General features: G+C 27.5%; 19 protein-coding genes. 16 read left to right on the top strand and 3 right to left on the bottom strand.

Features of this window, described 5'->3' with window-relative positions; translation table 11 throughout:
- Positions 1–127: 127 nt before the first annotated feature.
- Positions 128–760, bottom strand: coding sequence for a site-2 protease family protein (locus CVV26_02795; GenBank protein ID PKL72129.1), 633 nt, complete (start codon positions 758–760; stop codon positions 128–130).
- A 145-nt stretch (positions 761–905) separates the two neighbouring features.
- Here CVV26_02795 and CVV26_02800 point away from each other — a divergent pair, with 145 nt between their 5' ends.
- From CVV26_02800 to CVV26_02810, 3 genes are all read left to right on the top strand, one after another.
- The gene (locus CVV26_02800) at positions 906–1,091 is read left to right on the top strand and encodes a 50S ribosomal protein L28 (GenBank protein ID PKL72130.1); all 186 of its coding nucleotides are present in this window, start codon (positions 906–908) and stop codon (positions 1,089–1,091) included.
- Positions 1,092–1,227: 136 nt separating this feature from the next.
- Positions 1,228–2,202 (top strand): hypothetical protein, encoded by a 975-nt coding sequence (locus CVV26_02805; protein PKL72131.1) that lies wholly within the window; start codon positions 1,228–1,230, stop codon positions 2,200–2,202.
- Positions 2,203–2,345: 143 nt separating this feature from the next.
- Entirely contained in the window at positions 2,346–2,828 is a 483-nt protein-coding gene (locus CVV26_02810; protein ID PKL72132.1) for a tRNA (adenosine(37)-N6)-threonylcarbamoyltransferase complex ATPase subunit type 1 TsaE, read from the top strand.
- Between the two features lie 84 nt (positions 2,829–2,912).
- Here the strand turns inward: CVV26_02810 and murD are convergent, their stop codons facing one another.
- Complete coding sequence (murD, locus tag CVV26_02815) at positions 2,913–4,256, bottom strand: UDP-N-acetylmuramoyl-L-alanine--D-glutamate ligase (protein ID PKL72133.1); 1,344 nt, start codon at positions 4,254–4,256, stop codon at positions 2,913–2,915.
- 51 nt (positions 4,257–4,307) lie between these two features.
- Positions 4,308–5,459, bottom strand: coding sequence for an alanine racemase (gene alr / locus CVV26_02820; protein PKL72134.1), 1,152 nt, complete (start codon positions 5,457–5,459; stop codon positions 4,308–4,310).
- 85 nt (positions 5,460–5,544) lie between these two features.
- Between alr and CVV26_02825 the strand changes: the two genes are divergently transcribed.
- From CVV26_02825 to mreC, 13 genes are all read left to right on the top strand, one after another.
- Positions 5,545–6,288 carry a ZIP family metal transporter gene (locus CVV26_02825; protein PKL72135.1) on the top strand — a complete coding sequence of 248 codons (744 nt, stop codon included), beginning with the start codon at positions 5,545–5,547 and terminating at the stop codon, positions 6,286–6,288.
- Between the two features lie 92 nt (positions 6,289–6,380).
- Entirely contained in the window at positions 6,381–7,754 is a 1,374-nt protein-coding gene (locus tag CVV26_02830) for a histidine--tRNA ligase (GenBank protein PKL72136.1), read from the top strand.
- 94 nt (positions 7,755–7,848) lie between these two features.
- Positions 7,849–8,106 (top strand): hypothetical protein, encoded by a 258-nt coding sequence (locus CVV26_02835; GenBank protein PKL72137.1) that lies wholly within the window; start codon positions 7,849–7,851, stop codon positions 8,104–8,106.
- The gene (locus CVV26_02840) at positions 8,081–10,561 is read left to right on the top strand and encodes a hypothetical protein (protein ID PKL72138.1); all 2,481 of its coding nucleotides are present in this window, start codon (positions 8,081–8,083) and stop codon (positions 10,559–10,561) included. The genes CVV26_02835 and CVV26_02840 overlap by 26 nt, the downstream gene beginning before the upstream one ends.
- A 29-nt stretch (positions 10,562–10,590) precedes the next feature.
- Positions 10,591–14,589 (top strand): hypothetical protein, encoded by a 3,999-nt coding sequence (locus tag CVV26_02845; GenBank protein ID PKL72139.1) that lies wholly within the window; start codon positions 10,591–10,593, stop codon positions 14,587–14,589.
- A gap of 57 nt (positions 14,590–14,646) precedes the next feature.
- Positions 14,647–18,138, top strand: a complete 3,492-nt coding sequence (locus CVV26_02850; protein PKL72140.1) for a hypothetical protein — start codon at positions 14,647–14,649, stop codon at positions 18,136–18,138.
- A 13-nt stretch (positions 18,139–18,151) separates the two neighbouring features.
- A complete protein-coding gene (locus CVV26_02855) occupies positions 18,152–18,607 on the top strand; it encodes a hypothetical protein (GenBank protein PKL72141.1) in 456 nt (151 codons plus the stop codon).
- Between the two features lie 89 nt (positions 18,608–18,696).
- The gene (locus CVV26_02860) at positions 18,697–18,942 is read left to right on the top strand and encodes a hypothetical protein (GenBank protein ID PKL72142.1); all 246 of its coding nucleotides are present in this window, start codon (positions 18,697–18,699) and stop codon (positions 18,940–18,942) included.
- A 365-nt stretch (positions 18,943–19,307) separates the two neighbouring features.
- Complete coding sequence (locus CVV26_02865; GenBank protein PKL72143.1) at positions 19,308–19,868, top strand: hypothetical protein; 561 nt, start codon at positions 19,308–19,310, stop codon at positions 19,866–19,868.
- 27 nt (positions 19,869–19,895) lie between these two features.
- Positions 19,896–21,365, top strand: coding sequence for a hypothetical protein (locus tag CVV26_02870; protein ID PKL72144.1), 1,470 nt, complete (start codon positions 19,896–19,898; stop codon positions 21,363–21,365).
- Between the two features lie 84 nt (positions 21,366–21,449).
- Positions 21,450–22,139: an anaerobic ribonucleoside-triphosphate reductase activating protein gene (locus tag CVV26_02875; GenBank protein PKL72145.1), complete on the top strand. Its 690-nt coding sequence runs from the start codon at positions 21,450–21,452 to the stop codon at positions 22,137–22,139.
- Positions 22,140–22,225: 86 nt separating this feature from the next.
- Positions 22,226–23,062 (top strand): hypothetical protein, encoded by an 837-nt coding sequence (locus CVV26_02880; GenBank protein ID PKL72146.1) that lies wholly within the window; start codon positions 22,226–22,228, stop codon positions 23,060–23,062.
- 4 nt (positions 23,063–23,066) lie between these two features.
- On the top strand, positions 23,067–23,867 hold the full coding sequence (mreC, locus tag CVV26_02885; GenBank protein PKL72147.1) for a rod shape-determining protein MreC: 801 nt from the start codon (positions 23,067–23,069) through the stop codon (positions 23,865–23,867).
- Positions 23,868–23,957: the final 90 nt, after the last annotated feature.

Below are 23,957 nucleotides of genomic sequence, written 5' to 3' on the forward strand. Positions count from 1 at the left end.
ATAAATTTTATTTTTTAATGCGCCGTGCAGGATTCGAACCTGCGCATCAGCTTAAAAGTCCGCCAGCTGGCGGATCTACCAACTGAGCTAAGCGCGTATTGCATGTATATTTTATTTTTGCAAATTTTTAAATCAAACCAATCAACCCAATAACCCAATTAAACAAACTGCTGAAAATTCCAATATTAAATAAATTATCTAATACAAGCAAACCGATTAAAATATATGGCCCATTTTGTTCTAAGGAAATTTTAAAATTTTCAAATTGATCTGGCAAAACAGCAAATAAAATTTTAGAACCATCCAATGGAGGAATTGGAATCAAATTAAAAATTGCTAAAATGATATTGATTATAATTAAATAACTTAAAAAATAAACTAATAAATCACTAGGGGTAAATTTTAAAAATGGAATTAAATATTTAAAAATTCCTATAAAAATAAAAAAACTAATGATGTTTGACAAAGGGCCAGCAAAGGCAACAATCGCTGGTCCCCATTTTTGATTTTTTAAATTATTAGGATTATAAGGGACGGGTTTTCCCCAACCAAAACCAATAGATAATAACATTAAGAATCCAATAAAATCAAGATGCGCCAATGGATTTAATGTTAATCGTCCTGAATTTTTAGCAGTATCATCACCCAATAAAGTAGTTGTAAATGCGTGAGAAAATTCATGAACAGTTAATGCATAAATAATTCCCAAAAGAGTAACAATTGCAAATAATGGTTGTGTAGATAAATATTCAAAAAACATATTTTTTATTTTAAATGACTTTTAAAAAAATAGCAAATATGGTAAGATAAAAAGTAGAAAGTTTAAAGTTAAAAATTCAAAATTAAATTTTTAACTTTGAATTACAATTTTTAACTTTTAATTTTTAACTTTTAACTTTTTTATTATGTCTAGAAAATGCTCTGTTTGTAAACGAAGTTCAATTAAATCTGTTAGTCGTAGTCATTCAAATATTGCGACTAAAAAACGTCAATATATAAATTTGCAAACAAAAAAAATTGATGGAGAAAAAATCAAAATTTGCACATCTTGTATAAAAACAAAAAATAAAAAATTAGAAAAAGGGGAATAAAAAAAATTAAAAAATTAATAAACCAAAAAAATAAAAAAGAATTTTTTTCTTTGTTTTTTAATATAAAAAAATTTAATTGACATAAATTATTATATTTGTTACTATAGTTGATTATAAACTATAAACTATAAACTATATGAAGACAGATACATCTAAAAATATTATTGAATTTATTCGAGCAAAGGATCAGGCTACAGTTAAAGAGCTTGTAAGTTATTTAAATATTTCTTATCAAGCAATATTTAAGCAGTTGAAAAAATTGCAAAATAGTGGACAATTAAAAAAAATTGGATTAGCGCCAAAAGTTTTTTATATTATTAATCAGCCAATAGAATATTCTAAAATTGAAAAATTGGATAAAAAAATAGCACAAGTAATTGAAAAAAATTATTTTATAATTACTCCAGCAGGCGAAATAAAAAAAGGTATTTTAGGATTTACATATTGGTGTGCTAAACAGAATTTGTCTTTTAAAAAAACTGCTATAGAGTATGTTCAAACTCTTGATAAATATAATTGTTATAAAAAAAGTGGATTAATTAGTGGTTTGCAAAAAATGAAAAATACATTTGAGCGAATAAATCTTGATAAACTTTATTATTTGGATTTTTATAGTATTGAGAGATTTGGCAAAACAAGGTTGGGGCAAATGCTTTTGTATGCAAAACAGAGTCAGAATAGAATATTAATTAAGGAATTAGCTGAGGAAATAAAACCATTGGTTAAAAAAATTATTAGTAAATTTAAAATTAATGCAATTGGTTTTGTGTCACCAACAGTAAAAAGAGAGGTTCAGTTGATAAAAGAATTAAAAAATTTTCTTGGGTTTTCTTTACCGATTATTACTATTATAAAAGTAAAGACACCAATAATTATTCCTCAAAAAACTTTAAATAAACTTAAAGATAGAATTGAAAATGCTCAAAGTACTTTTATTATAGATGAAAATGTAAAATATAATAATATTTTGTTGATTGACGATGCTGTTGGCTCAGGAGCTACTTTAAATGAAATAGCTTGTCAGATTAAGAAAAAAAATATTGCTAAAAAAATAATTGGTTTAGCAATAACAGGCAGTTTTAAAGGTTTTGATGTAATTAGTGAAGTATAGTCAATTTAATATAGTTAGTTGTTGAATAACGCTACGTTATATTATATTATGAATAAAAATTTATTGCTCATTTTCATTCTGTTAATAATTTATCCAGCTTGTCGCGTTGCTAGATTAAATCCAATTGAAGCATTGAGGCATGAATGATTAATGTTTGGATTTACGAAATCCAAACAATTTCTACAAATTATATGAAAATTATTATTTCTAAAAGTTCTTTAGAAACTCATAAAATAGCTAAGAAATTAATTAAAGAATTAAAGCCCGGGAATGTTTTGACTTTAGAGGGAAATTTAGGAAGCGGAAAAACTTGTTTTACTCAAGGATTGGCCCAAGCATTAGGAATAAAAAAAATAATCACTAGCCCAACTTTTTCATTATTAAAAATTTACCCTATTAAACACATGGGAAAAATAAAAAAATTATATCATTTTGATTTATATCGAATATACAACGGAAAAGAACTTTTAGATTTGGGTTTTAATGAAATTTTAGAAAAAAAAGATGGAATTATTGTTATAGAATGGGCAAAACGAGCTCAAAAAATTTTACCTAAAAAAACAATAAATATTAATTTTAAATTTATCAATGAAAATACGAGAGTAATTAAAATAAAGAATAATTAAATTATATCAGAAATAGAATATTAAAATAAATCCAAAATAAAAATTACCTGAAAGTAGATTTTAAAATTAATAAGTGGAAAAATTTTATTTTATTTTTTTTACAATTTGTTTAAATAAATCTCCACGTTCTTTATAATTTCTAAACATACCAAAACTAGCGCAAGCAGTTGATAATAAAACAATATCTCCTGAAACAGCTATTTTTGAAACTTTTTTAATTGCTTGATTAATATTTAAAAATGTTTCAATTTTTTCTTTAGAAAAACCAACATTAATTAATTCTTGCTTAATTCGTTTAGTTGCAACACCATTTAACAAAGCAACAAATTTACATTGTTTTTGAACATATTTAGCTAATTGACTAAAATCAGCTTTTTTGTCTGCACCACCAAGCAAAATAATTATTGGTTGGTTAAAAGATTTAAGAGCTATAATAGTTGCTTCAGGAGTGGTAGCAAAACTATCATCATAATATTTTACTTTTTTTATATTTTTTATTAATTCTATCCTATGTGGTAAGCCTTTAAAATTAGCAACAGCTTTTTCAATTATTTCTTGCTTTATTTTAATAATTTTTGCTACTTCAACAGCTACCGCGATATTTTTTTTATTATGTTCTCCAATTAATTTTGAAATAAGATCAGATTTTTTAAAATAAATAATTTTAGCTTTTGTATTTAATTTAAAATTTGTAGTTTGTAATTTTGAATTTATAATTGCCCAATTTTTCTCATTCTGCCATTTAATTATATTTAATTTTGCATTATAATAATCTTTTAATGTTTTGTGAAAATTTGGATTATTAGGATCAGCAGGAGCTAAATGTTCTGGATAAAAATTTGTTATTGCGCTAATATGAGGGCTAATAGTCATATCTTCAAGCTGAAAACTTGATAATTCTAAAACAACCCAATCAGTTTTTTTTATTTTATTTAAAAAATCAAATGGCGCCACGCCAATATTTCCTCCTAACCAAACTTTTTTATTAGCAGTTTTTAATATTTTATAAATTAAACTTGCAGTTGTGCCTTTACCCTTAGTTCCTGTTATGCCAATAATATTTTTTGTTGGACAAATCTCAAAAAATAATTGCATTGGAGAAGATAAATGGCTTTTAACTTTTGACTTTTGACTTTTGACTTTGTTAATTGGCCAACCTGGAGAGCGAAACAAAATATCAAATTTTTCCAAATTTTTATTATAGTTTTTATTTAATTGCCATTTTAATTTTTTAAATTCCTTATATTTTTTATTTAATTCTTTTTCGCTTCTAGCATCACAAATAGTAAGCTCGCAATTAATTTTTTTATTTAAAATATATTTAATTAAGGCATAATTTTCTATACCTAAACCTAAAAAAGCTATTTTTTTATTTTTTATTTTTTTTAATAAATTTTTTGTATTGAATTTTGATAAAGATTTAAGCATAAATTGTAATTTAGTTTAAAAGTCTTTACTAGATTTTTTAGAAATAAATAATTAAACAATGATTCTTTTTATTAATGGATTAATGCGAGTAACAATTTCATAATTACTGGTGTCACTTAAATGTGCCATTTCGTCAGCCGAAATTTCTAATTTTCCGCTATTTCCAATAATAATTACCTTGTCTCCAATTTTTACATTTTTAATATTTGTAACATCAATGCTAATCATATTCATTGAAACTCGACCAATTATTTTTGCTTCGTTGCCATTAATTAATACTTTTCCAATACTTGAAAAAGATCTTGAAAATCCATGCCAATAGCCAATAGGTAAAATTGCAATTTTTGAAGGACGATGAAGTGTTTCTGTTAAATCATAACCAACACTGCTTCCTTTTGGTAATTTTTTAATTTGGCTGATAATTGTTTTCCAAGATAGCACTGGTTGAAGTTTATTTTTTCTTTTAAATGCTTCTTTTGTTTCTTTTGAAGGCCAAAGTCCATAAAATCCAATTCCAATTCTAACCATATCAAAATGGCTTTGAGGAAAAAGAATCGTGCCGGATGTTGCTGCCGCATGTTTTATTAATGTATTAAAACCAGCTGATTCAAAAAGTTTAATAGTTTTTTTAAATTCCTTAATTTGACATAATGTAGTAAAAGGGAATGCTGGATTTTTGGCTGACGAAAAATGAGTATAAATACCCTCAAGTGTTATTGTAAAATTTTTTGATTTTAAAATTTTTATTATTGCAGGAATTTCTGAAACGAAAAATCCTTGACGATGCATTCCAGTATCAATTTTTAAATGAATTTTTAATTTTTTATCATTTTTATTAATGCTTTTTAAATTTTTAAGAGATTGAAAATCGGCAATGGTTAAAGAAATATTATTTTTAATAGCCATGTCTATTTTATTTTGTAAGGTATAACCTAAAACTAAAATTGGTTTTTTAAGACCAGCTTCTCTTAATGTTTTAGCTTCAATAATTGAATCAACACCCAACCAATCAACACCAAAATTTTCTACCATACGAGAAAAATCAATCAAATCATGTCCATAGGCGTTTGATTTAACTACGGCCATTAAAAGACATTTAGAATTAATTAAACGTCTAAATGTGTTATAGTTATTTTTTAAAGCCTGTTGATTTATTTCAACCCATGTTCTAAAATCTTGGTTTTGAATTTCTTTATTTTTCATATAAAAAAAATTTTGACAATTGTTTTTTAACGAGATAATATTTAAATTGTTTTAATTTTATAAATTTTATATTATATTTTTAAATATGTCTATTTTATTTTGGATAATTATTAGCGCTTTTTTTATCGCTTTAATTTCTTTAATTTCTGTTTTTGCTTTATTTTTAAAAGAAAAATTTTTGGATAAAATATTGTTAATTTTGGTTGCTTTTTCAGCCGGAACTTTATTAGGTGGCGCATTTTTACATTTAATCCCAGAGGCAATAGAAAAATCTAGTAATGAAACCAATATTTTTTTATACATTCTTTTAGGATTTGTTATTTTTTTTATTTTAGAAAAATTTATTCATTGGCATCATTGTCATAAATCGCCCAAACAACATGGCGAACATGCCAAAAAACATCTATCTTCTTTAATTTTAATTAGTGATGGGATACATAATTTTATTGATGGATTAATAATTGCTGGAAGTTTTATGGTAAGTTTTAAAATAGGCATCATTGCTATAGTGGCTATTGCTTTACATGAAATACCGCAAGGAATAGGTAATTTTGGAATTTTAATTTATAGTGGGATGAAAAAAAACAAGGCCTTGCTTTTAAATTTTAGCATATCTTTAACAGTGATTCTCGGTGGTATAATTGGTTATTTTCTTTTTGAAATGATTGGGAATATCACCTCTTTTCTTTTGCCTTTTGCTGCTGGTAGTTTTATTTATATTGCTGCTTCAGATTTAATTCCTGAAATTAAAACAGAGAAAGAAATACAAAAAAATATAATTCATTTTTTTGTATTTCTTTTAGGAATTTTATTAATGTGGTTAATTTAAATTAAAGGATATATTTTATTTGACTTTTAAAATTTTTAGAATTATACTAATAAACAATGATTAGATTAACTTTATACTTTTAATTTTTTACTATGCCTAGAAAACCAAAAAGAAATATAGAAGAAAAAATTATTAAAAAAGAAAAAATAAAACCAATTCATATTTTAGAAGGGATGAAAGATATTTTACCAGAAAAACAATTAATTTGGCAATATGTGATAAAAAAAGCTCAGAAAATAGCTCAAGAATTTAATTTTAAAAGAATAGACATTCCTGTTTTAGAAGAATTATCTCTTTTTGAAAAATCAATAGGCAAAACAAGCGATATTATTCAAAAACAAAAATTTTCTTTGATTACTTTGAAAGATGAAAAAATGATTTTACGTCCTGAACTTACGACAGGAATAGTTCGAGCTTATGTTGAACATAATATGTTTGATTTGCCTCAACCAATTAAACTTTATACGATTGGTTCTTTATTTCGCGATGAAAGTTCGCAATCAGGGAAATTAAGAGAATTGCATTCATTTAATTTTGAAATTTTAGGCGAAAAAGATTCTGTTATTGATGCTCAAATTATTTTATTATCCCAGATATTTTTTCAAGAATTAAATTTAAAAACCAATATTCAAATTAATAGTTTTGGTTGTTTAGAAGATAGGCAGGATTATAAAAAAGAGTTGTTAAATTATTTTAAAAATAAGAAAAAATTACTTTGTTCTAATTGTAAATTAAAATTAAATAGAGATAAAGATATTTTTAAAATTTTAGATTGTAAAGAAGAAGATTGTCAAAAAGTAATAAATCAGGCGCCTCAATTGGTTAATCGATTATGCGAGGGATGTAAAAATCATTTTACAAAAGTTTTAGAACATTTAGATGAATTAGATATTGCTTATTCTTTTAATCCTTATTTAATACCAGAGTTGGATTATTATACAAGAACTGTTTTTGAAATTTTTATTCAAAATCAGGAAAATAAAGAAGATAATCAAAAAGTGGTATTAGGTAAAGGCGGTCGTTATAATAATTTAGTAGAAATTTTAGGAGGGAATACAACCTCAGCCTGTGGTTGCGGAATTGAATTAGAAAAAGTAGTTCTAAAAATAGAAGAGCAAAATTCAATTCGTCAATTAATAGATAAAAAAGAGGATAATTGCGATGTTTTTATTGCTCAATTAGGAGAAACGGCAAAAAGAAAAGCTTTAAAACTTTTTGAAAATTTTAGAAAAAGTAAAATAAAAGTTATTGAAAATTTAGCTAAAAATAGATTAAGTGATCAATTAGAATTAGCTCAAAAACATAAAGCAATATTTACTTTAATTCTTGGACAAAAAGAAGTTTTAGAAGGTACGATTTTAATTCGAGACATGGAAAGTGGAATTCAGGAAGCGATAGACATTCAAAAAATAATTCCTGAAATTACAAAAAGATTAGAAAAAAAGAAAAAAGAAATGTTAGAATAACAAAATAATTGTAAATTTGGAATTACAAATTAATTTTTTAATAATTTCTAGAATTTAGAATCTAGAACCTAATTTAAAGGAGGTGTTAATTTATATGGCAGTAGAGGTAAAAAAGAAAAAAGGTGAATCTCCAGAAAGTTTGCTTAGACGATTTACAAAACAAGTTCAACAAAGTGGACTTGTGCTTCAAGTTAGAAAAACTCGATATTTAGAAGTTTCTCAAAGTAGAGAAGAATTAAAAAAATCAGCTCGAAGAAGAAGTGGATTAAGAGAAAAAAGAGAATATCTGAAAAAAATTGGTAAAATAGATGATTTTGTAGATTCTTTTGGCAGAAAGAAGTTTAAAAGATAAAAGTTTAGAAATTTTGAATTTTGATTTTTTAAATATGTCAATTTTTAAAATATCTCTTGATAAAAATAATAATAAAAATAGATTAAAAAAATCTATGAGTTTTTTTATTATTTTTTTTGTTTTTGTTTTTTTTGGTTTATTTTTATTATCAATGTATATTCCTCCTGTTTTAGCTCAGGGAGCTTCTGATGGTTTGGGAGTTAATAGTCTACAAGAAACAGGATTATTAAAAACAGATTTAAAAATAGCAATAATGAACATTATTAGAGTGGTTTTGGGATTTTTAGGTATTATTGCGGTGATCATGATTATTTACGCTGGTTTTCTTTGGATGATGTCTGGTGGGAATGAGGAAAAATATAAAAAGGCTAAACAAATTTTAATTAACGCGGCAATTGGTTTAATTATTGTTTTATCCGCTTTTATTATTGTTCATTTTGTTATCACAGCGTTTTTAGAAAAAGAAGGAGGTTCAGTAAATTCATCTTGTGTTTCGGGGACTTGTATGAGTTGTCATCAAGTTTGTAATGCCGAAGGAACTGGTTCTGAATATACTCCGGGTTGTTCTGATTCTTGCGTTATTCCCTTATTAGATTATTTTGTTGTTAAATGGGTTGATCCTAAAAATGAAGAAAAAGATGTGGCTTTATGTAGAGCTATTCAAGTTGGATTTAATAATAAATTAAATCCAGACACTATTAATGCTGATAGGGTTTTAATAAAAATAAAAGATGGAAAAAATGAAGAAGAAATTTGTAATTTAAATAAAGATTGTGCCTCAGGAAAATGCGAGACAAATAAATGTATAGGCAAAACAGTTGAAGGTGATTTTACTGTGATGGAAGATGTTTTTAAATTTAGAGCCAAAAAAGATTTTGAAGAAAACACAGCCTATCAAGTAGAAATTACGACCAATGTTAAGAGTATAAAAAATATAGCGATTAGAGCTACTGATTTAAAAAGAAAATGGATATTTGCTACTGGTTTGACAACCGATACTACGCCTCCTTTTGTAGAAAAAGTTTTTCCGGAGGATGGGGAAAAAGATGTTTGTTTGGCGACTCCAATTGAAGCAAAATTTAGCGAACCAATGGATGTTATCTCTTTAATGAGCGCAAACATTATTGATCCAATAACAAAAACCGTTGATTTAACAAAAAATACTTTAAATATTAATCCAGTAATAAGCACTGGTTTTAGTCATAATGTTTCTGATGAAAGAACTTTAATTGCTAATCCCAATGAAAATTATCAAAAAAATATTAAATATACCCCTATTTTAAATAGCAGTATTATTACAGATTCTTGTGGAAACTTTTTAGATGGAAATGATGATGGGAAAGCTGAAAAATCACCAATAGACGATTACGCGCCTCCACCTGAAGACTCAATCCCTGATTGGTCTTTCTTTACTGGAACTCAACCATATTGCAAACCAGAAATAACAAATATTACTTCCAATGGATATTATGATGGAAATGAAATTACAATTACAGGAAATTATTTTACTTTAGCTGGAAATGTAAATTTTAATAGCAATACTTATGCGATAGATAGTTGTTTTGATAATGATTTTTATCCTATGCAAAAATGTATTTCTAGTTGGGAAGATAAGCAAATAAAATTAAAAATTCCTTCCGGAGGAGGAACTTCAAATGGATCAATTAGCGGTGGAGTTTGGATTGAAACAGGGATAGATAAAGATGGCAATGAAATTTTAAGTAATAGTAAAAACTTTGAAGTTTTAAGCCCGCATATTAATTGGATTTCTTCAAAAAAAGGTGGGGCTGGTCAGCCGATAACAATTAGTGGATCTAATTTTGGAGACACTCAGGGCGATGTTTATTTTGTTAACAAAACAAATCATAAACTGAAATCAAAGGCCCAATTTCCTTGCGAGAAAAGTTGGCAAGATAATCAAATAATTATTAAAATTCCCGAACAACCTGCTTTGGCTTTGAATTCTTATTATATTCAAATAGTTGTTAAAAAAGACAGTGAAAGTGTTCAAAAATTTTATTATAGTAATGTTGAAGATTTTGAAGTAAACACACAATTTCCAGGACCTTTAATTTGTGAATTAGTTCCTAAGTGTGGATTAGTTGGTAATTCAGTTACAATTAAAGGAGAAAAATTTGGTCTTAAAAAAGATAAAGTTTATTTAAATGAAACTTCAATAATTGTTGATGATTGGTTAGCGACAGAAATTAAAACCAAAGTTCCCAAAGAAATAAAAGAAGGAGCGTCTATATTAAAAGTAAAAGTTGGAGAAACTGAAAGTAATGGATTGAGTTTTCTTTCTCCTTGTGGTTTGGGAGCTTCTTGTGATTTAGATAAAACAACTCCTTCTTGTGATTTAGGCGCTTGTTCAGAAGGAGAGTTTTGTAGCGCTGACAAAAATGTTGTTCAGATAAATTTTGCGCTTCAAAATGTTCAGGTGATGCTTGTCAAGTAAATTTAGATTGTAATTCAAGTCTTGTTTCTGTGCCCGGTCAAACTTGGGAGGGTGGGTTTGAAGAAAATAAAGACGAATGGAAGATGAATAGTCAAAAACATTCTTTTGTTAAAAGAGAAACAATTGATACTGCTTATGGTGGTGGAACTGCTATTCATATTCATCAAGATCCCAATCAAAGTTATGAAGGAATATGTGATAAAGAAACTTGCGAAGATATGCCTTGGTGTTCTTGGCTTTCTGAAACAAATCAATGCAAGTTTATAAAAAGACCAGATTTTTGTCATTTAGGAGCTATAGATTCTATTTATAATCAAGAAGAAACTTTATGTTGGGTCAATAGTCATCGAGTGATGTGGCTTTCTTTAACTTATAATACCGCACCATTAAAACTTGTGGTGGGCAAAAAATATACTTATAGTTTTTATTATAAAGGTCATAGCGCTGGAAATTTAAATATAAAAATAACTCCGTCTATAGGATGGGACTCTTTATGTACTAATGAGGCTTGGTATGTAGCCAACTATCCTTCAAAAATATGTCCGGATCAGCCAGGTTATTATTGCGCTTATGCTCCTGTTCAAAAAAAATGTTATCAAGCTGATAAGGCTTTGGGTTCTGTGCCAGCTGGAAATTATTCTGATTGGACAAAATTTACTTCAACTTTTATTTACACCGAAGAACTTAGCAAAACAGTAAATCAAAATTCTGAATTAATAAATGAAATTGGAATGAGTATGGGTTATAATGATACTGGCGCTAATGGTACTGATCTTTTTATTGACAATGTTCAATTAGAAGAAGGTGATGCAAGTTCAAACTTAACTTGTTGTGGCAATATTTGCAAAGCAATTAATCAGTGTCGGGTTTATTTGCCTGTTATTGATAATATTTCTCCTGATAATGGAATGGTTTTAAATCCAGCAACAACTTATGTAACAATTAGAGGTAAAAATTTTGGTCAAACGCAAGGACAAAACAAGGTTTTATTTGGTGATAAAGAAGCAGGTCTTGCTTGTCAAAGTTGGTCAGATACAGAAATTATTGTTATTGCTCCATTTGGAATTAGCGGGGTAGTACCAATTAAAATTGTCACTGATCAAGGGAGTAGCATTGGTAAAAATTTTACAATTAATAATATTGTTCGACCTTCAATTTGTTCTTTAAGCCCAAATCATGGTAAAGCTGGTGATAAAATTACAATTTCTGGAACTAATTTTGGGGATGCACAAATCAATGGAATTTATAAAAGTCAAGTTTTCTTTGATAATAAAGAAGTTGTGGTTAATTCTTGGATAAATGGGAAAATAGAAATTGCTGTTCCAAATGGAATTACTGTTTCAGAACCAAAAGTAAAGGTTGTTTTAAAATGGAAAGACGCGCCAAATGGAGTTGATAGCAATGAAGTGAGCTTTTATATAAATCCATTTATTAATAATATTACTCCAGATAAGGGACCAAAAGATTCTTATGTTACAATTCGTGGCAGAAATTTTGGCAATACACAAGGACAAAGCAAAATACTTTTTAATAATATTCCAGCTGTTTTAGCTCCTTGTAAAGGAGCCTGGTCTGATGATGAAATTATTGCTTTAGCACCAAATTCTGAGACTGGCTCAGTGGTTGTGAAAGTAATTTTACCAAATGGTCAAGAAATTTTTTCAAACAATGATAAAATATTTACTTATAATAATGATCTTTTAGCGCCGGGCATTTGTGAAATTTCTCCAGACAATGGAAGTGTTGACGCTTCAGTAAAAATAACAGGCAGTAATTTTGGCGCGACAGCGTTAGTAAACGAAGGGGTATTTTTTAATCAAGTTAAGGCAACAGTGAGTTTAAATAATTGGACAAATTCTCAAATTAATACTAATGTTCCGCAAACAACGTCAGGCGATGTGGTAGTTACGAAAATTGGTCAGCGTGATACTGGGAAAAAAGAATGCGTTGGCGGAATTTCTATTCTTGGGGTTTGCATTGGTGGCCAAAATGAGATAATTTATGAGGCAGTTGTTTTAAAAAGTAATCCAGTTTGGTTTGAAGTAATTAAAACTACATGTGGTGATAACAAAAGAGAAGAATTGGAAATTTGTGATGGAACTGATTTAGATAGCAAAACTTGTGCTAATTTTGATTCAATGAGCGGAGATGGTTTAAAATGTAAAACTGATTGCTTTGGATTTGACACTACTCAATGTAAAGGTTCTCCTGGAGTTTGTGGCGATGGAATAATAAATTCAGGAGAAACTTGCGATAAGACTAATTTTGGTAATAAAAAATGTAGTGATTTTAGCAGTTATATAAGTGGAAATTTACTTTGTGATAATAGCTGTCAATTTAACTATTCTGGTTGCAATATTTATATTAATGGATCAAATGGAAATGGATCAAATGGACTTCAATGTGTGCCAGAAGAGGCAGTTTGTGGTAATTCTTGTTGTCTTGCGAATGAGTGTGAAAATAGAGTTTGTAAAGTTGAACCAGAAATAGTAAAACATTGGCCAAATTGCAAAGATGTTTGTATAAACGCGCAAATAGACACTCAATTTAATATTGATATGGTTTCAACAATTTTTAATTCAAGCACAGTGGAATTAAAAAAATGTACAGATAACACAGAAACTTGTAGTAGTTTAGGTTCTCAAGAATTAACATCTTTAGAAATTACCTATAGCAATTCAACAAAGGAACTTTTTATTAATAAAGCATTAAATTTAGTGCAAAATCAATGGTATAAAGTGATTATTAAAGGAGGAGAAAATGGAGTAAAAGGATTAAATGGGAAAATTTTAAAACAAGATTTTTCTTGGGTTTTTAAAACAAAAAATAGTAAGTGCGAGGTAGACAGAACCAAAGTTATCCCTTATATACACAATATGTATATTTCCGAGACGTATGATTATTTAACAGAAGCCTATGGATCTCCAGATTCTTGTTCTTCAGATGGTCAAAAATTAGCTATTATTGATGGATATAAATGGAAATCTTGTTTAGGTTCTAATGTAGATAGTTGTAGTGCTACTTGCGCGTCTGGCGGAGGAATTGGAAAAATTGAAAATGAAGCGACAGAAAGTTCTAATATAGCCAAGATTACTGCAAAAGCAAGAGGAAATACCCAAGTTTGTTCTTTTTATAAATTATTAAAATCGTCTGGCGCTTTGACTATTTTAAGTAAATATAATTGTAAAGAAGGAGAAACGGAATGTGTTAATGGTTGTTGTGCGCAAGCCTGCAATGCCAGTGGAAATTGTCCAGTGTTAGCGCCTTATCTTTCATCCAAACCAGACATAATAGCCCAAAGTCCAATAGGATATAATGTTTGTACAAATAAAGAAATCAGCGCTACTTTTAATCAAATAATAAACAAAGAAACCTTAAATAATCAAAATATTTTTTTAACTAAAAATGACATTTTAGTAGAAGGCGATATAATTAGTCGCGATGAAAATAATAAAACAACAATAATTTTTTCTTCTAAAGTAAATTTAGAAAAAAATATTGAATATAAAATGACAATTAAAAAAGAAGTTAAAAATAGAGACGATTTAACAATGGAAAATGATAAAGCTTGGACTTTTAAAACAGGAGCTACCTTGTGTCAAATTGATCATATTAAAATAATGATAAATGGAAAAGAAAAAAACAATGATTCATTTACTTGTGCTGATGATAATTGCGTTGATGATCAAGTTTCAATAACACCAAGGAATCAACATAATTATATTGCTCAAGCGCAAGATAAAAATAATGAAAATATTTTAGCAAGTTATGTTTGGGATAAGCAAGACGCAAATGGAATTTTATCAATAGTAGATTCTAAAAACCCTACTCAAACAGTTACTTCGCAAAGAAAAAACGGAGAAGCGATTGTTTCAGTTCAAGCTAATGCTGGCGATATACCTTCCAAAAGCATGGAAATTAAGGTAACATCTTTAATGTGTGAAAATCCTTGGAAGTTTACAGATTCAGCAAATGTAGGTTTAGATTCAGATACAGGTTTTGAAATTCTTTATTGTAAAGACCGATGAAAACAGTAAGCAGTAACATGTATAATCCGTAGAAGGCGGATAACAAATTACTTGTTTATGATTACTTTACTTTTTATTATGAAACATTTTAAACAATACATTATAATTTTTTCTATTATTTTAATCGCGATTATTAGCGGGGTTTTTTTAAAGAATAATTTTTTACAAGCGCAGGATAAAGAAGTATCTTTGCCTTTGCCAAATTTTAATCAACCAATTATAAAAAAAGGATCTGAGGATTTAATAAAATATTTTTTCTTTAAAAAAGATAATTGGGTAGATGCTAAAGGAAAAAATATTATAGAAAAAGATGTTATTGGTTTACGGGTTTATAAAAATCCTGATCATATTTCTCCTTTGCTTTGGTATCAACAAAATGTGCCAAATCAGGGTAATCCCGCATTAATAAAAGTGGACGGTTATGATGGTTTAAGAGACGGACGATCAATTTATGTTTCTGCGGGATATATAGATAAAATTAAATTTAAGGCAAAAACTTCAGGTACCCCTTTACAAACTTACCTTAATACATATATTTATTTAATTTCTTATAATGAAGGTGCGAGTTCTGAAACAATAGAAATTTTTAATAGAATGATAGCAAATTGGAAATTTAACGCAAATGTTGCTATTACGCCTGAACAAAAAGCGCAATTAAGAAACGATATTAAACGATGGGCTGATATAAATAATATTAAAAGTTTATTAGAAGATTATAAAGAAAAATATGGTTATTATCCTAAATTAGAATCTGGAACTTATATGACAAATCACACGGTTAGTACCTGGCCTTCATGGCAACTTGAATTAGGCAAAGCATTGGTAAATTTTTTACCTATTGATCCAATAAATACATTTGGATCTTGTCCAGAAGAAACAAAAACTATAAACAAAAAACAAATTATTTTTAAATACGATTCAAAAACTTGTTGGGATAAAGAAAATAAAGCATATGCTGGCGACATAACCGATGAAATTTTATATCCAGTTTTAGCCTCATCTGTTTATACTTATTCCTCGCTTTTAGATGGACAAGATTATTATTTAGGATATGAAACAGAATTTGGCAAAGGGTGTGCTACAGGACAATGTTTTTTAAATAATAGCTGTAAAGCTGTAGGTGATTGTAATGGGAGACAATATTGTCAATCAGGAAGATGGGTAAATCATTGTGGAAATGGAGCAAAGGATTGTGGCGAAGAATGCGAGGCAGACGGCAATGGCTCTTCTGCTACTAATCAATATAAATGTACAAGTTGTAAATGGACAGATGGTTGGTGTGGCAATGGAATAATACAAACTAATCATGGTGAACAATGTGAATTAAGTGGTGCAAATGTATTTACAAAACCAACTCCTTCACAAGCAATAAATATAGATCATCAATATCAATGTTTAGCTTGTAAAATAACTGGTGGATATTGTGGAGATGGAACTGAACAAACTGCACATAATGAACAATGTGATCCAAAAAATTATATAGCTCCAATCCCAGCTGATTCTAAAATCAATAAGCAATATGAATGCGATATAAATTGTCAAGATAAAGGTGGATATTGCGGAGATATAATTATACAAAGTACTTATGGCGAGCAATGTGAAGCAGACGGCAATGGCTCTTCTGCTACTAATCAATATAAATGCATTGTCTGTAAATGGACTGGTGGCTGGTGCGGAGATGGTACGCAAAATGGACCAGAGCAATGTGATCCAACAAATTATATAGCTCCAATCCCAGCTGATTCTAAAATCAATAAGCAATATGAATGCGATATAAATTGTCAAGATAAAGGTGGATATTGCGGAGATGGAATTGTTCAAAATGGGACTTATAACAAAAAAATAAATAAATCGTTGCGGATATGGAATATAAGATTGTGGCAAAGAACGATTGATAGAGATGAAGAATGCGAAGCAGATGGCAATGGCTCTTATGCTACTAATCAATATAAATGTACAAGTTGTAAATGGACAGATGGTTGGTGTGGCGATGGAACTATTCAAGCTACCTATGGCGAACAATGCGATAAAGGAAACATTAATAATGATACTTATGGTCAAGGTGCTGATAGTTGTAAGACTGATTGTAGCGGATCTGCGTCATATTGTGGCGATGGGATAGTTAATGGTCAGGAAATTTGTGATATAACAAAAAATTATGAAAATAGCGTAAAGTGTATTGCAACCAATGATCAAAATTGTGGTAAATTATTAAAAGAATATAATTTTTCAGATATACCAATAACTGAATTAAATAATATAGAAGTATCAAATACATCTATAAAATTAAAACAAGCAAATATTTCTACTCCTTATATTTGGGTAGCTAATTCTGATGTTGATATGGTTTCTAAAATTAAGACTTCCGATGGTGCTTTAATGGGTAGATATTCAACTGGTAAAAATCCTTCGCGAACAGCCGTTGATTTAGAGGGTAACGTCTGGATTGCAAATAGAGATAGCAACGACGTCACTATTTTAAAAGAAGACGGATCTCTTATAAAAACTTGTTCCGTGGGTATTGGTCCGCGTGGAATAGCAATTGATACTCAGGGTTTTGGTTGGGTGGCTAGTTATGAAGAAAATAAGGTTTATAAAATAGATAAGGATTGTAACCGTTTAGCTACTTATAATGTTGGCGCTAGACCTTATGGTTTAGCTATTGATGCTAGTGGTCATATTTGGTCTGCCAATAGAAATGGCAACAGTGTGAGTAAAATTGATATTTCTACTGGCGTAGTCAATACTTATTCTGGCGTTGGTGGCACTACTTGTGGGGATGCTGGTTTACATCCTTATGGAATAGCTGTTGATTTAAATGATAATATTTGGGTGGCTGATACTTGTAAGGGAGTTTATAAAGTGGCTCAAAACGGAGATATTATTTATTATACTTATAATACGGCCCATTCATATGGTCGCTCAAGAGGCGTGGCAGTTGATAAACAAGGTTTTGTTTGGGTTGCTTTTGATTTTAGCAATCAAGTGGCTAAAATAAATCCTAGCGATGGAAGTTTAAAGGGGATTTATTCTTCTGGAGGTGATCTTCCAATTGGCATTTCAGGCGACGCAGATGGAAATATTTGGGTTATCAATCATGACAAAGGTGGTATAGCAGCGAAAATTAATAGTTTAGGAGCTGTTATGGGGCGATATCCAGTAGCAGGAACAGGTGTGAGTGTTAAACCTTACACTTATTCTGATATGATGGGTTATGGCTTAAAAAACATTACCCTTAGAGGCGGTTTTTGGTCAACTACCTTTGAATCGTCATTTGCTCAAACTACTTGGAATAGTATTGTTCTGACAAAGACTACACCAATAGGCAGTAAAATTGAGATTAGATTTCAATCCGCGACCACTGAAGCGGGATTAGCAATTGCTTCTTGGAGCGGGTATTCAGATTCATCGTTACTTTCTTTAGTTAGTATTCCAAAAGAAAATAAATTTTTAAAATTTGAAATAAAATTTTATTCTAATCAACCTGATATTGCTACTTTTTTACCTTCTTTAAATTCGTTAATTATTAATTTAGATGAAGCAAAATAATAAATAAATTTTTATGAACAAATATAAAATTATTTTAATTTTTTTAATCATCATTATTTTAGGGAGTATTTATTATTTTTGGTCAAAACGACAATATAATCTTACTCATCCAACAGTTCTTTTGCCTGTTAATATGATTTTAAATCCATCAGAAGCTGATAGTGATGGAGATGGTTTGGCAGATTGGGAAGAAAAGAAAATTCATACTGATTTTAATAAACCCGATACAGACGAAGATGGGCTTTGGGATGGCATTGAAGTAAAACTTTATAAAACAGATCCTTTAAAATTTGATACAGATGGCGATGGTTTATCTGATTCTCTTGAAATTACTGCTTGGCAAAGCGATCCTTTCAAAAAAGATTCAAATAATAATAAGATTAATGATTTTGAGGAAATTAAAAATGGTAATAATCCTGTAACTGGAGAAAAAATTCCGCCAGCGCCAAGTACTTCCAAAAAGAAGTAAAATTGTTTTAATAAAATTTTTAAAAAATAAATAATTATATAAAAAACATTGGAATCTCTTGAGACCAGATTTTACGAGAAGAAGCCGAGATGGAAATTTTGTTAGAATTAGCTAATAATAAATTAAAGCATTCTTTTTCAATAAAAATTGAAGTTCATAAACCAGCTAATAAAATTAAAATAGAGACTGAATTATCTTTAATAAAAAGTCCATTAAGCATAAATGAGCCATTACTTTTAACCCATACCTTATTAGAATTAAAAAAAATGAAAGGATCTGCATTATTGGGCAGAAAAAAAGTAGAGATATATTTGATTTATGATATAATGGTATAATGCGCAAGCATTAAGAGAAAAGTTTCTTTTATTAAAAAAGTTACCTAAATACACGGAAAGAGAATTTAAAAATGAACTCCAAGTTTTTTTGCCTAAAAAATACTATCCAATAGTAAGTCAATTATATGATCGAATTAGAAAAACAAATAAATAAAATTAAAAAAAGTTATTTTTCTTTTGCGGATTTAAGAAAAGTTGTAAAAATAAATGATAATAGTTTGAGAGTGGCGATAAGTCGAATGTTAAGGGTTGGCAAAATAAAATCTTTATTAAAAGATTTTTTAGTAATAAATAAATTTTAATAAAATAGAATATTTAAATTTTAATTTCTAGAAGCTAAAACCTAGTTTCTAGAGCCTAATTTTATGTCTGAAGGAAAACAACAAGAGGATGTAGAAGATATTTTTTCTTCTACTGAAGTACATAAAGAATCAAATATATTTAAAGAAATGGAGCCAAAGGAATTACCCAAAGAAGAGGAAATTTCCGAAGCATCAAAAGTTTCTTTAAAATTTTTTAATCAAGAAAAAATGAAAGTTTTTATAATTGGCATTATTGTAATTATTTTATTATTTTTAGGGATATATGTAATTTACTTTAAAATAAAAAATATAAGAGAGGAAAGAAAAATACTAGAAAAAGAAAAAAATGCAAATGATATTTTATCACAAATAAAAACGGTTGAACAAGTAATTGATTCAGATGCTGATGGTTTATCTGATGATGAAGAAGCGCAATTAGGCACTGATGCTTTAGAAGTAGATTCGGATAAAGATGGATTGTCAGATAGAGCAGAAGTAAAAGTATGGAAAACAGATCCATTAAAACCTGATACAGATGCAGATGGAATTAAAGATGGAGATGAATTAAAGAAAAAAACTAATCCGAAAGGAGAAGGAAGTTTATTAGAAACGATTCAAAAATAATTTTTAAATTTTAAAAGCTAAGTTTTTATGCCAGAAAATAATTTTGAAAATATATCTAAAGATTTAAATACTTTAGATTTAAAAAATTCTTCTAATCCAAAATTTAAAGAAGCGCAAGATGAAGATATTTATGTGATGCCAATTAAATTTTTAGAAAAACACAAAAAGAAAAAGAAGAATGTCTGGGTTTTATTATTAAGTATTTTTTTAATTCTAATTGTATTGAGTGTGGGAGTTGTTTTTTTATTCAATGAAAAAGCGAGAAAAATATTTTTTATGTCACAAAAAAAACCTGTAATAGAAATAAATGGTGATAAAGAGAAGCCAGTTGATTTAGGAGTTAAAAATAATGAAAAAATAGAAATAGCCCAAACAATTAAGACTGAAGTGAAAGATAAAGATGGTAAAGTTATTAGTCGAGCCCAAGTAACATTGCCTTTTGGATTTATTGATTCCGAAGAAAAGCCTAAAATAATAAGTCAATATCCTTCTAAGTCATATTTTATGATTGATCCTAGACAAGATATTATTGGGGGAATATATACTTTTGTTCCTTCTAATATTAAATTAAAAAGATCAATTACTTTGATTTTAGGATATGATGATAAAATAATTAGTAATTATAAAGAGAAAGATTTTAGAGTAGCTTTTTTAGAAAATGGGAAATGGAATTTTTTAGAAGCTCAGCAAGACGTTGAAGGTAATACTTTTACTGTCACTCTTTTAGATATAAAAGATGTTTATACAATTTTAGTTTCAAAAACAGAAGAAATTCTTGCAGGTTTAGATACTGATTTGGATATAATTAATCCAGATATTTTACCATCCACAACTGATTCTGATTTTGATGGGTTAACGGATGTGGAAGAAGGATTTTTTCAAACAGATCCTCAAAGAGCAGATTCAGATTTGGGAGGATATCCGGATGGGTGGGAGGTAATTAATTTATTTAGTCCAAACGACGGAGCGTTATATCCACTTTCTAATTCAGGAACAATAAAAATTTATACAGACCCAATTTATAAATATAGTATTTTTTATTTAAAGGATTTTTTAGTAAATTTTGTAGATAATAAAACAATTTTTATTCCTCCAATAGAAACTGGGGAGTCAATAATTGTTATTGTTCAAGAAAATCCTGAAAAATTAAAAAGCAAAGAATGGTATATAAAACAATTTGAAGAAAAAACTTTAGATAAAGCTAAATTAAAAACTTCAATAGTTGATGGCATTGAAGGTGTTTGGAGTGTAGATACTCAAAATTTTTATTTAGCCAAGGATAATTTAATTTATGTTTTTTCTTATAACTCTAGTTTGTTGAATCATCTTAATTTTAAAACCGTTTTTAAAATGATGATAAACAGTTTTAAATTTAATCATAAAGGAGAAAAAATAAAAACTGAAGAGGAAGTAGTTAAAGAGGGAGAAAAAACAACACAAATTGAAGAAACAAAAGGACTTCCAAAAATTGAGACAGAAATAAAAAATGAAGAATAAAAATTATTATTAAAGTTTAAAGCTCACATTAAAAGTGTAAAATTAAGTTGAATTTTACACTTTTAATTTATATTTTATTAGATTATGTTAATTGGTGGTTTGCAAAAAGTATCTCTAATTGATTATCCTGACAAAATTTGCGCAATTATTTTTACTAAAGGATGTAATTTTAAATGTGGGTTTTGTCATAATTCTGGATTGGTTTTATTTGATAAACAACAGTCAACAATAAAAGAGGAAAAAATTTTTGAATTTTTAGAAAAAAGAAAAAAAAGATTAGATGGAATTTGTATTACTGGTGGAGAGCCGACATTGCAAAAAGATTTGCCAGAATTTTTAAATAAAATAAAAAAAATGGGTTTTTTGATAAAATTAGATACAAATGGAACTAATCCAGAGATGTTAAAAAAAATAATTAAAAAAAAATTAGTTGATTATATTGCCATGGATATTAAAGCACCTTTTTCAAAATATGAAAATATAACTGGTGCGAAAGTAGATTTAAATAAAACAAAACAAAGCATTAAAATAATTATGAACTTTTCTGATTATGAATTTAGAACTACCATTGTTCCAAATTTAATTAAGGAAGAAGATATAGTTTTTATTGCTAAACAGATTCAGGGAGCGAAGAAATATTTTTTACAACAATTTGTTTTTAAAGAAAAAATGATTGATGAAAAATATAAAAAAATAAAACCATATTCTAAAGAAATTTTAGAAAAAATGTGCAATAAAGCAAAGAAGTATATAAAAATAGTGGAAAATAGATAATTTTATAAATTATAAATTAATTTATTAAATTTGCTAAGCTGGCAAAAGAAATTAAAATAAAATTTGTTTCAAATTTTGCTTATTTTATGTCTTTATCTGAGAAACAATTTAAATTTGCTTATTGGTTTTTAAACCATAAAAAAAAAATTAGATCAAGTATTATTATTGGATTAATTATTTTGAATATTATTTTAATAAGTTTTTTAATTTTTAAAACTGTTTTTTATTTTAAAGATCAAAAAAATTATCAAATAATGATCAATTCTTTAAGTAAGGATTTAATTGACTATAATTCTTTTAAAGAAAAAAATAAACCAAAAGATCTTGAAGTTTTATTAACTAAGAGTATTTTTTCTGAAAGCCAAAAATATGATACAATATCACAAATAGAAAATGTAAATTCTCAATGGGTAGCTCAATATGACTATCAATTTATTTTTAATGGTCAAGAAGGGAAAATAAAAACAAATTTTATTTTACCTAATGAAAAAAAGTTTTTATTAGATTTTAACTTTGAAAGTTTGGCAAAAAATCCTTTTGTTGAATTAAAAATTAAAAATGTTCAATGGAAAAGAACAAGGTATTTATCTAAAATTCCTCAAATACAATTTGAGATTAAAAATATAAAATATTATCCAATTGGTATCCAAATTACTTCAGATAAAAAAAGTAATATTAATCAAGTCAATTTTGAAGCGATTAATAATAGTTCCTATGGTTTTTGGGAAACTTTTTTTAAGGTTATTCTTTATCAAGACAAGAATGTTGTTGGAGTAAATATAATTTCTGCTAAACAATTTTTATCTAAAGAAAAGAGAAATTTATCGGCTAGTTGGGTAAATTTTTTACCTAATGTAACAGAAGTTTTTGTAGAGTCAGAAACAAATATTTTAAATTCTAAAAATTTTATGTCAGTAAGGTAAAGTTATGTTTAAAAAAATTTTTCAATTTAAATTGATTTTTATTGTAATAGTAATAATTTTGTTAATTTTTTTTTATTCAACAAAACTATTATTGCCTTTAGAAAATTTTTTAAAAATATTTTTTCTACCTTTTCAATCAAAAACTTATCAAATAGCCAATAAAATTCATGAAAAAACCGTATTTTCAAAAGAGACAATAGAAGAAAATAAAAAATTAAAAAAAGAAATTCAGAAATTAATTGTTGAAAAATCACAAATAGAAGAATTATTTCAGGAAAATGAAGCTTTAAGAAAAGAATTAAATTTTATTAAAAAGAATAATATTCCTTTTATAATAACTCAAATTATCGGAGAAACAAATAATTTAGGTTTTCAAACTTTAATTATTAATAAAGGAGAGGCGGATGGATTAAGAGAAGGTTTACCTGTTATAATGCAAGGATTTTTAATTGGCAAAATTATTAAAGTAGATAAATATACAGCTCAAATTCTACCTATTATTGAAAGCCATAGTTTGGTAGCGGCTACTATTCAAAATTTTTCAAAAACAAGTGGATTGGTTAAAGGGGAATATAATTTATCTTTAATAATGGAATTAATTCCTAAAGATATAAAAATAAAAGTGGGGGATTTGGTGATTACGAGTGGATTAGAAGAAAATATTCCTCGAGGATTAATTATTGGACAAGTGGAAAAAATAATAAGTCAGCCAGAGGAATTATATCAAAAAGCGCAAATAAATTCTTCAATATCTTTTAAAAATTTAAATATTTTAACAATTTTATTGCCATTAAATAAAAAATAATATGCAAGAAAAATTTAAAAATAATTTGAAAAAAATTTGGAAAATAGTTTGGAAAATAATTCAAATATTTTTTGTAATTATTTTAATTAT

It is taken from the genome of Candidatus Kuenenbacteria bacterium HGW-Kuenenbacteria-1, assembly GCA_002839745.1.
Taxonomy (GTDB): Bacteria; Patescibacteriota; Patescibacteriia; order UBA2591; family PGYQ01; genus PGYQ01.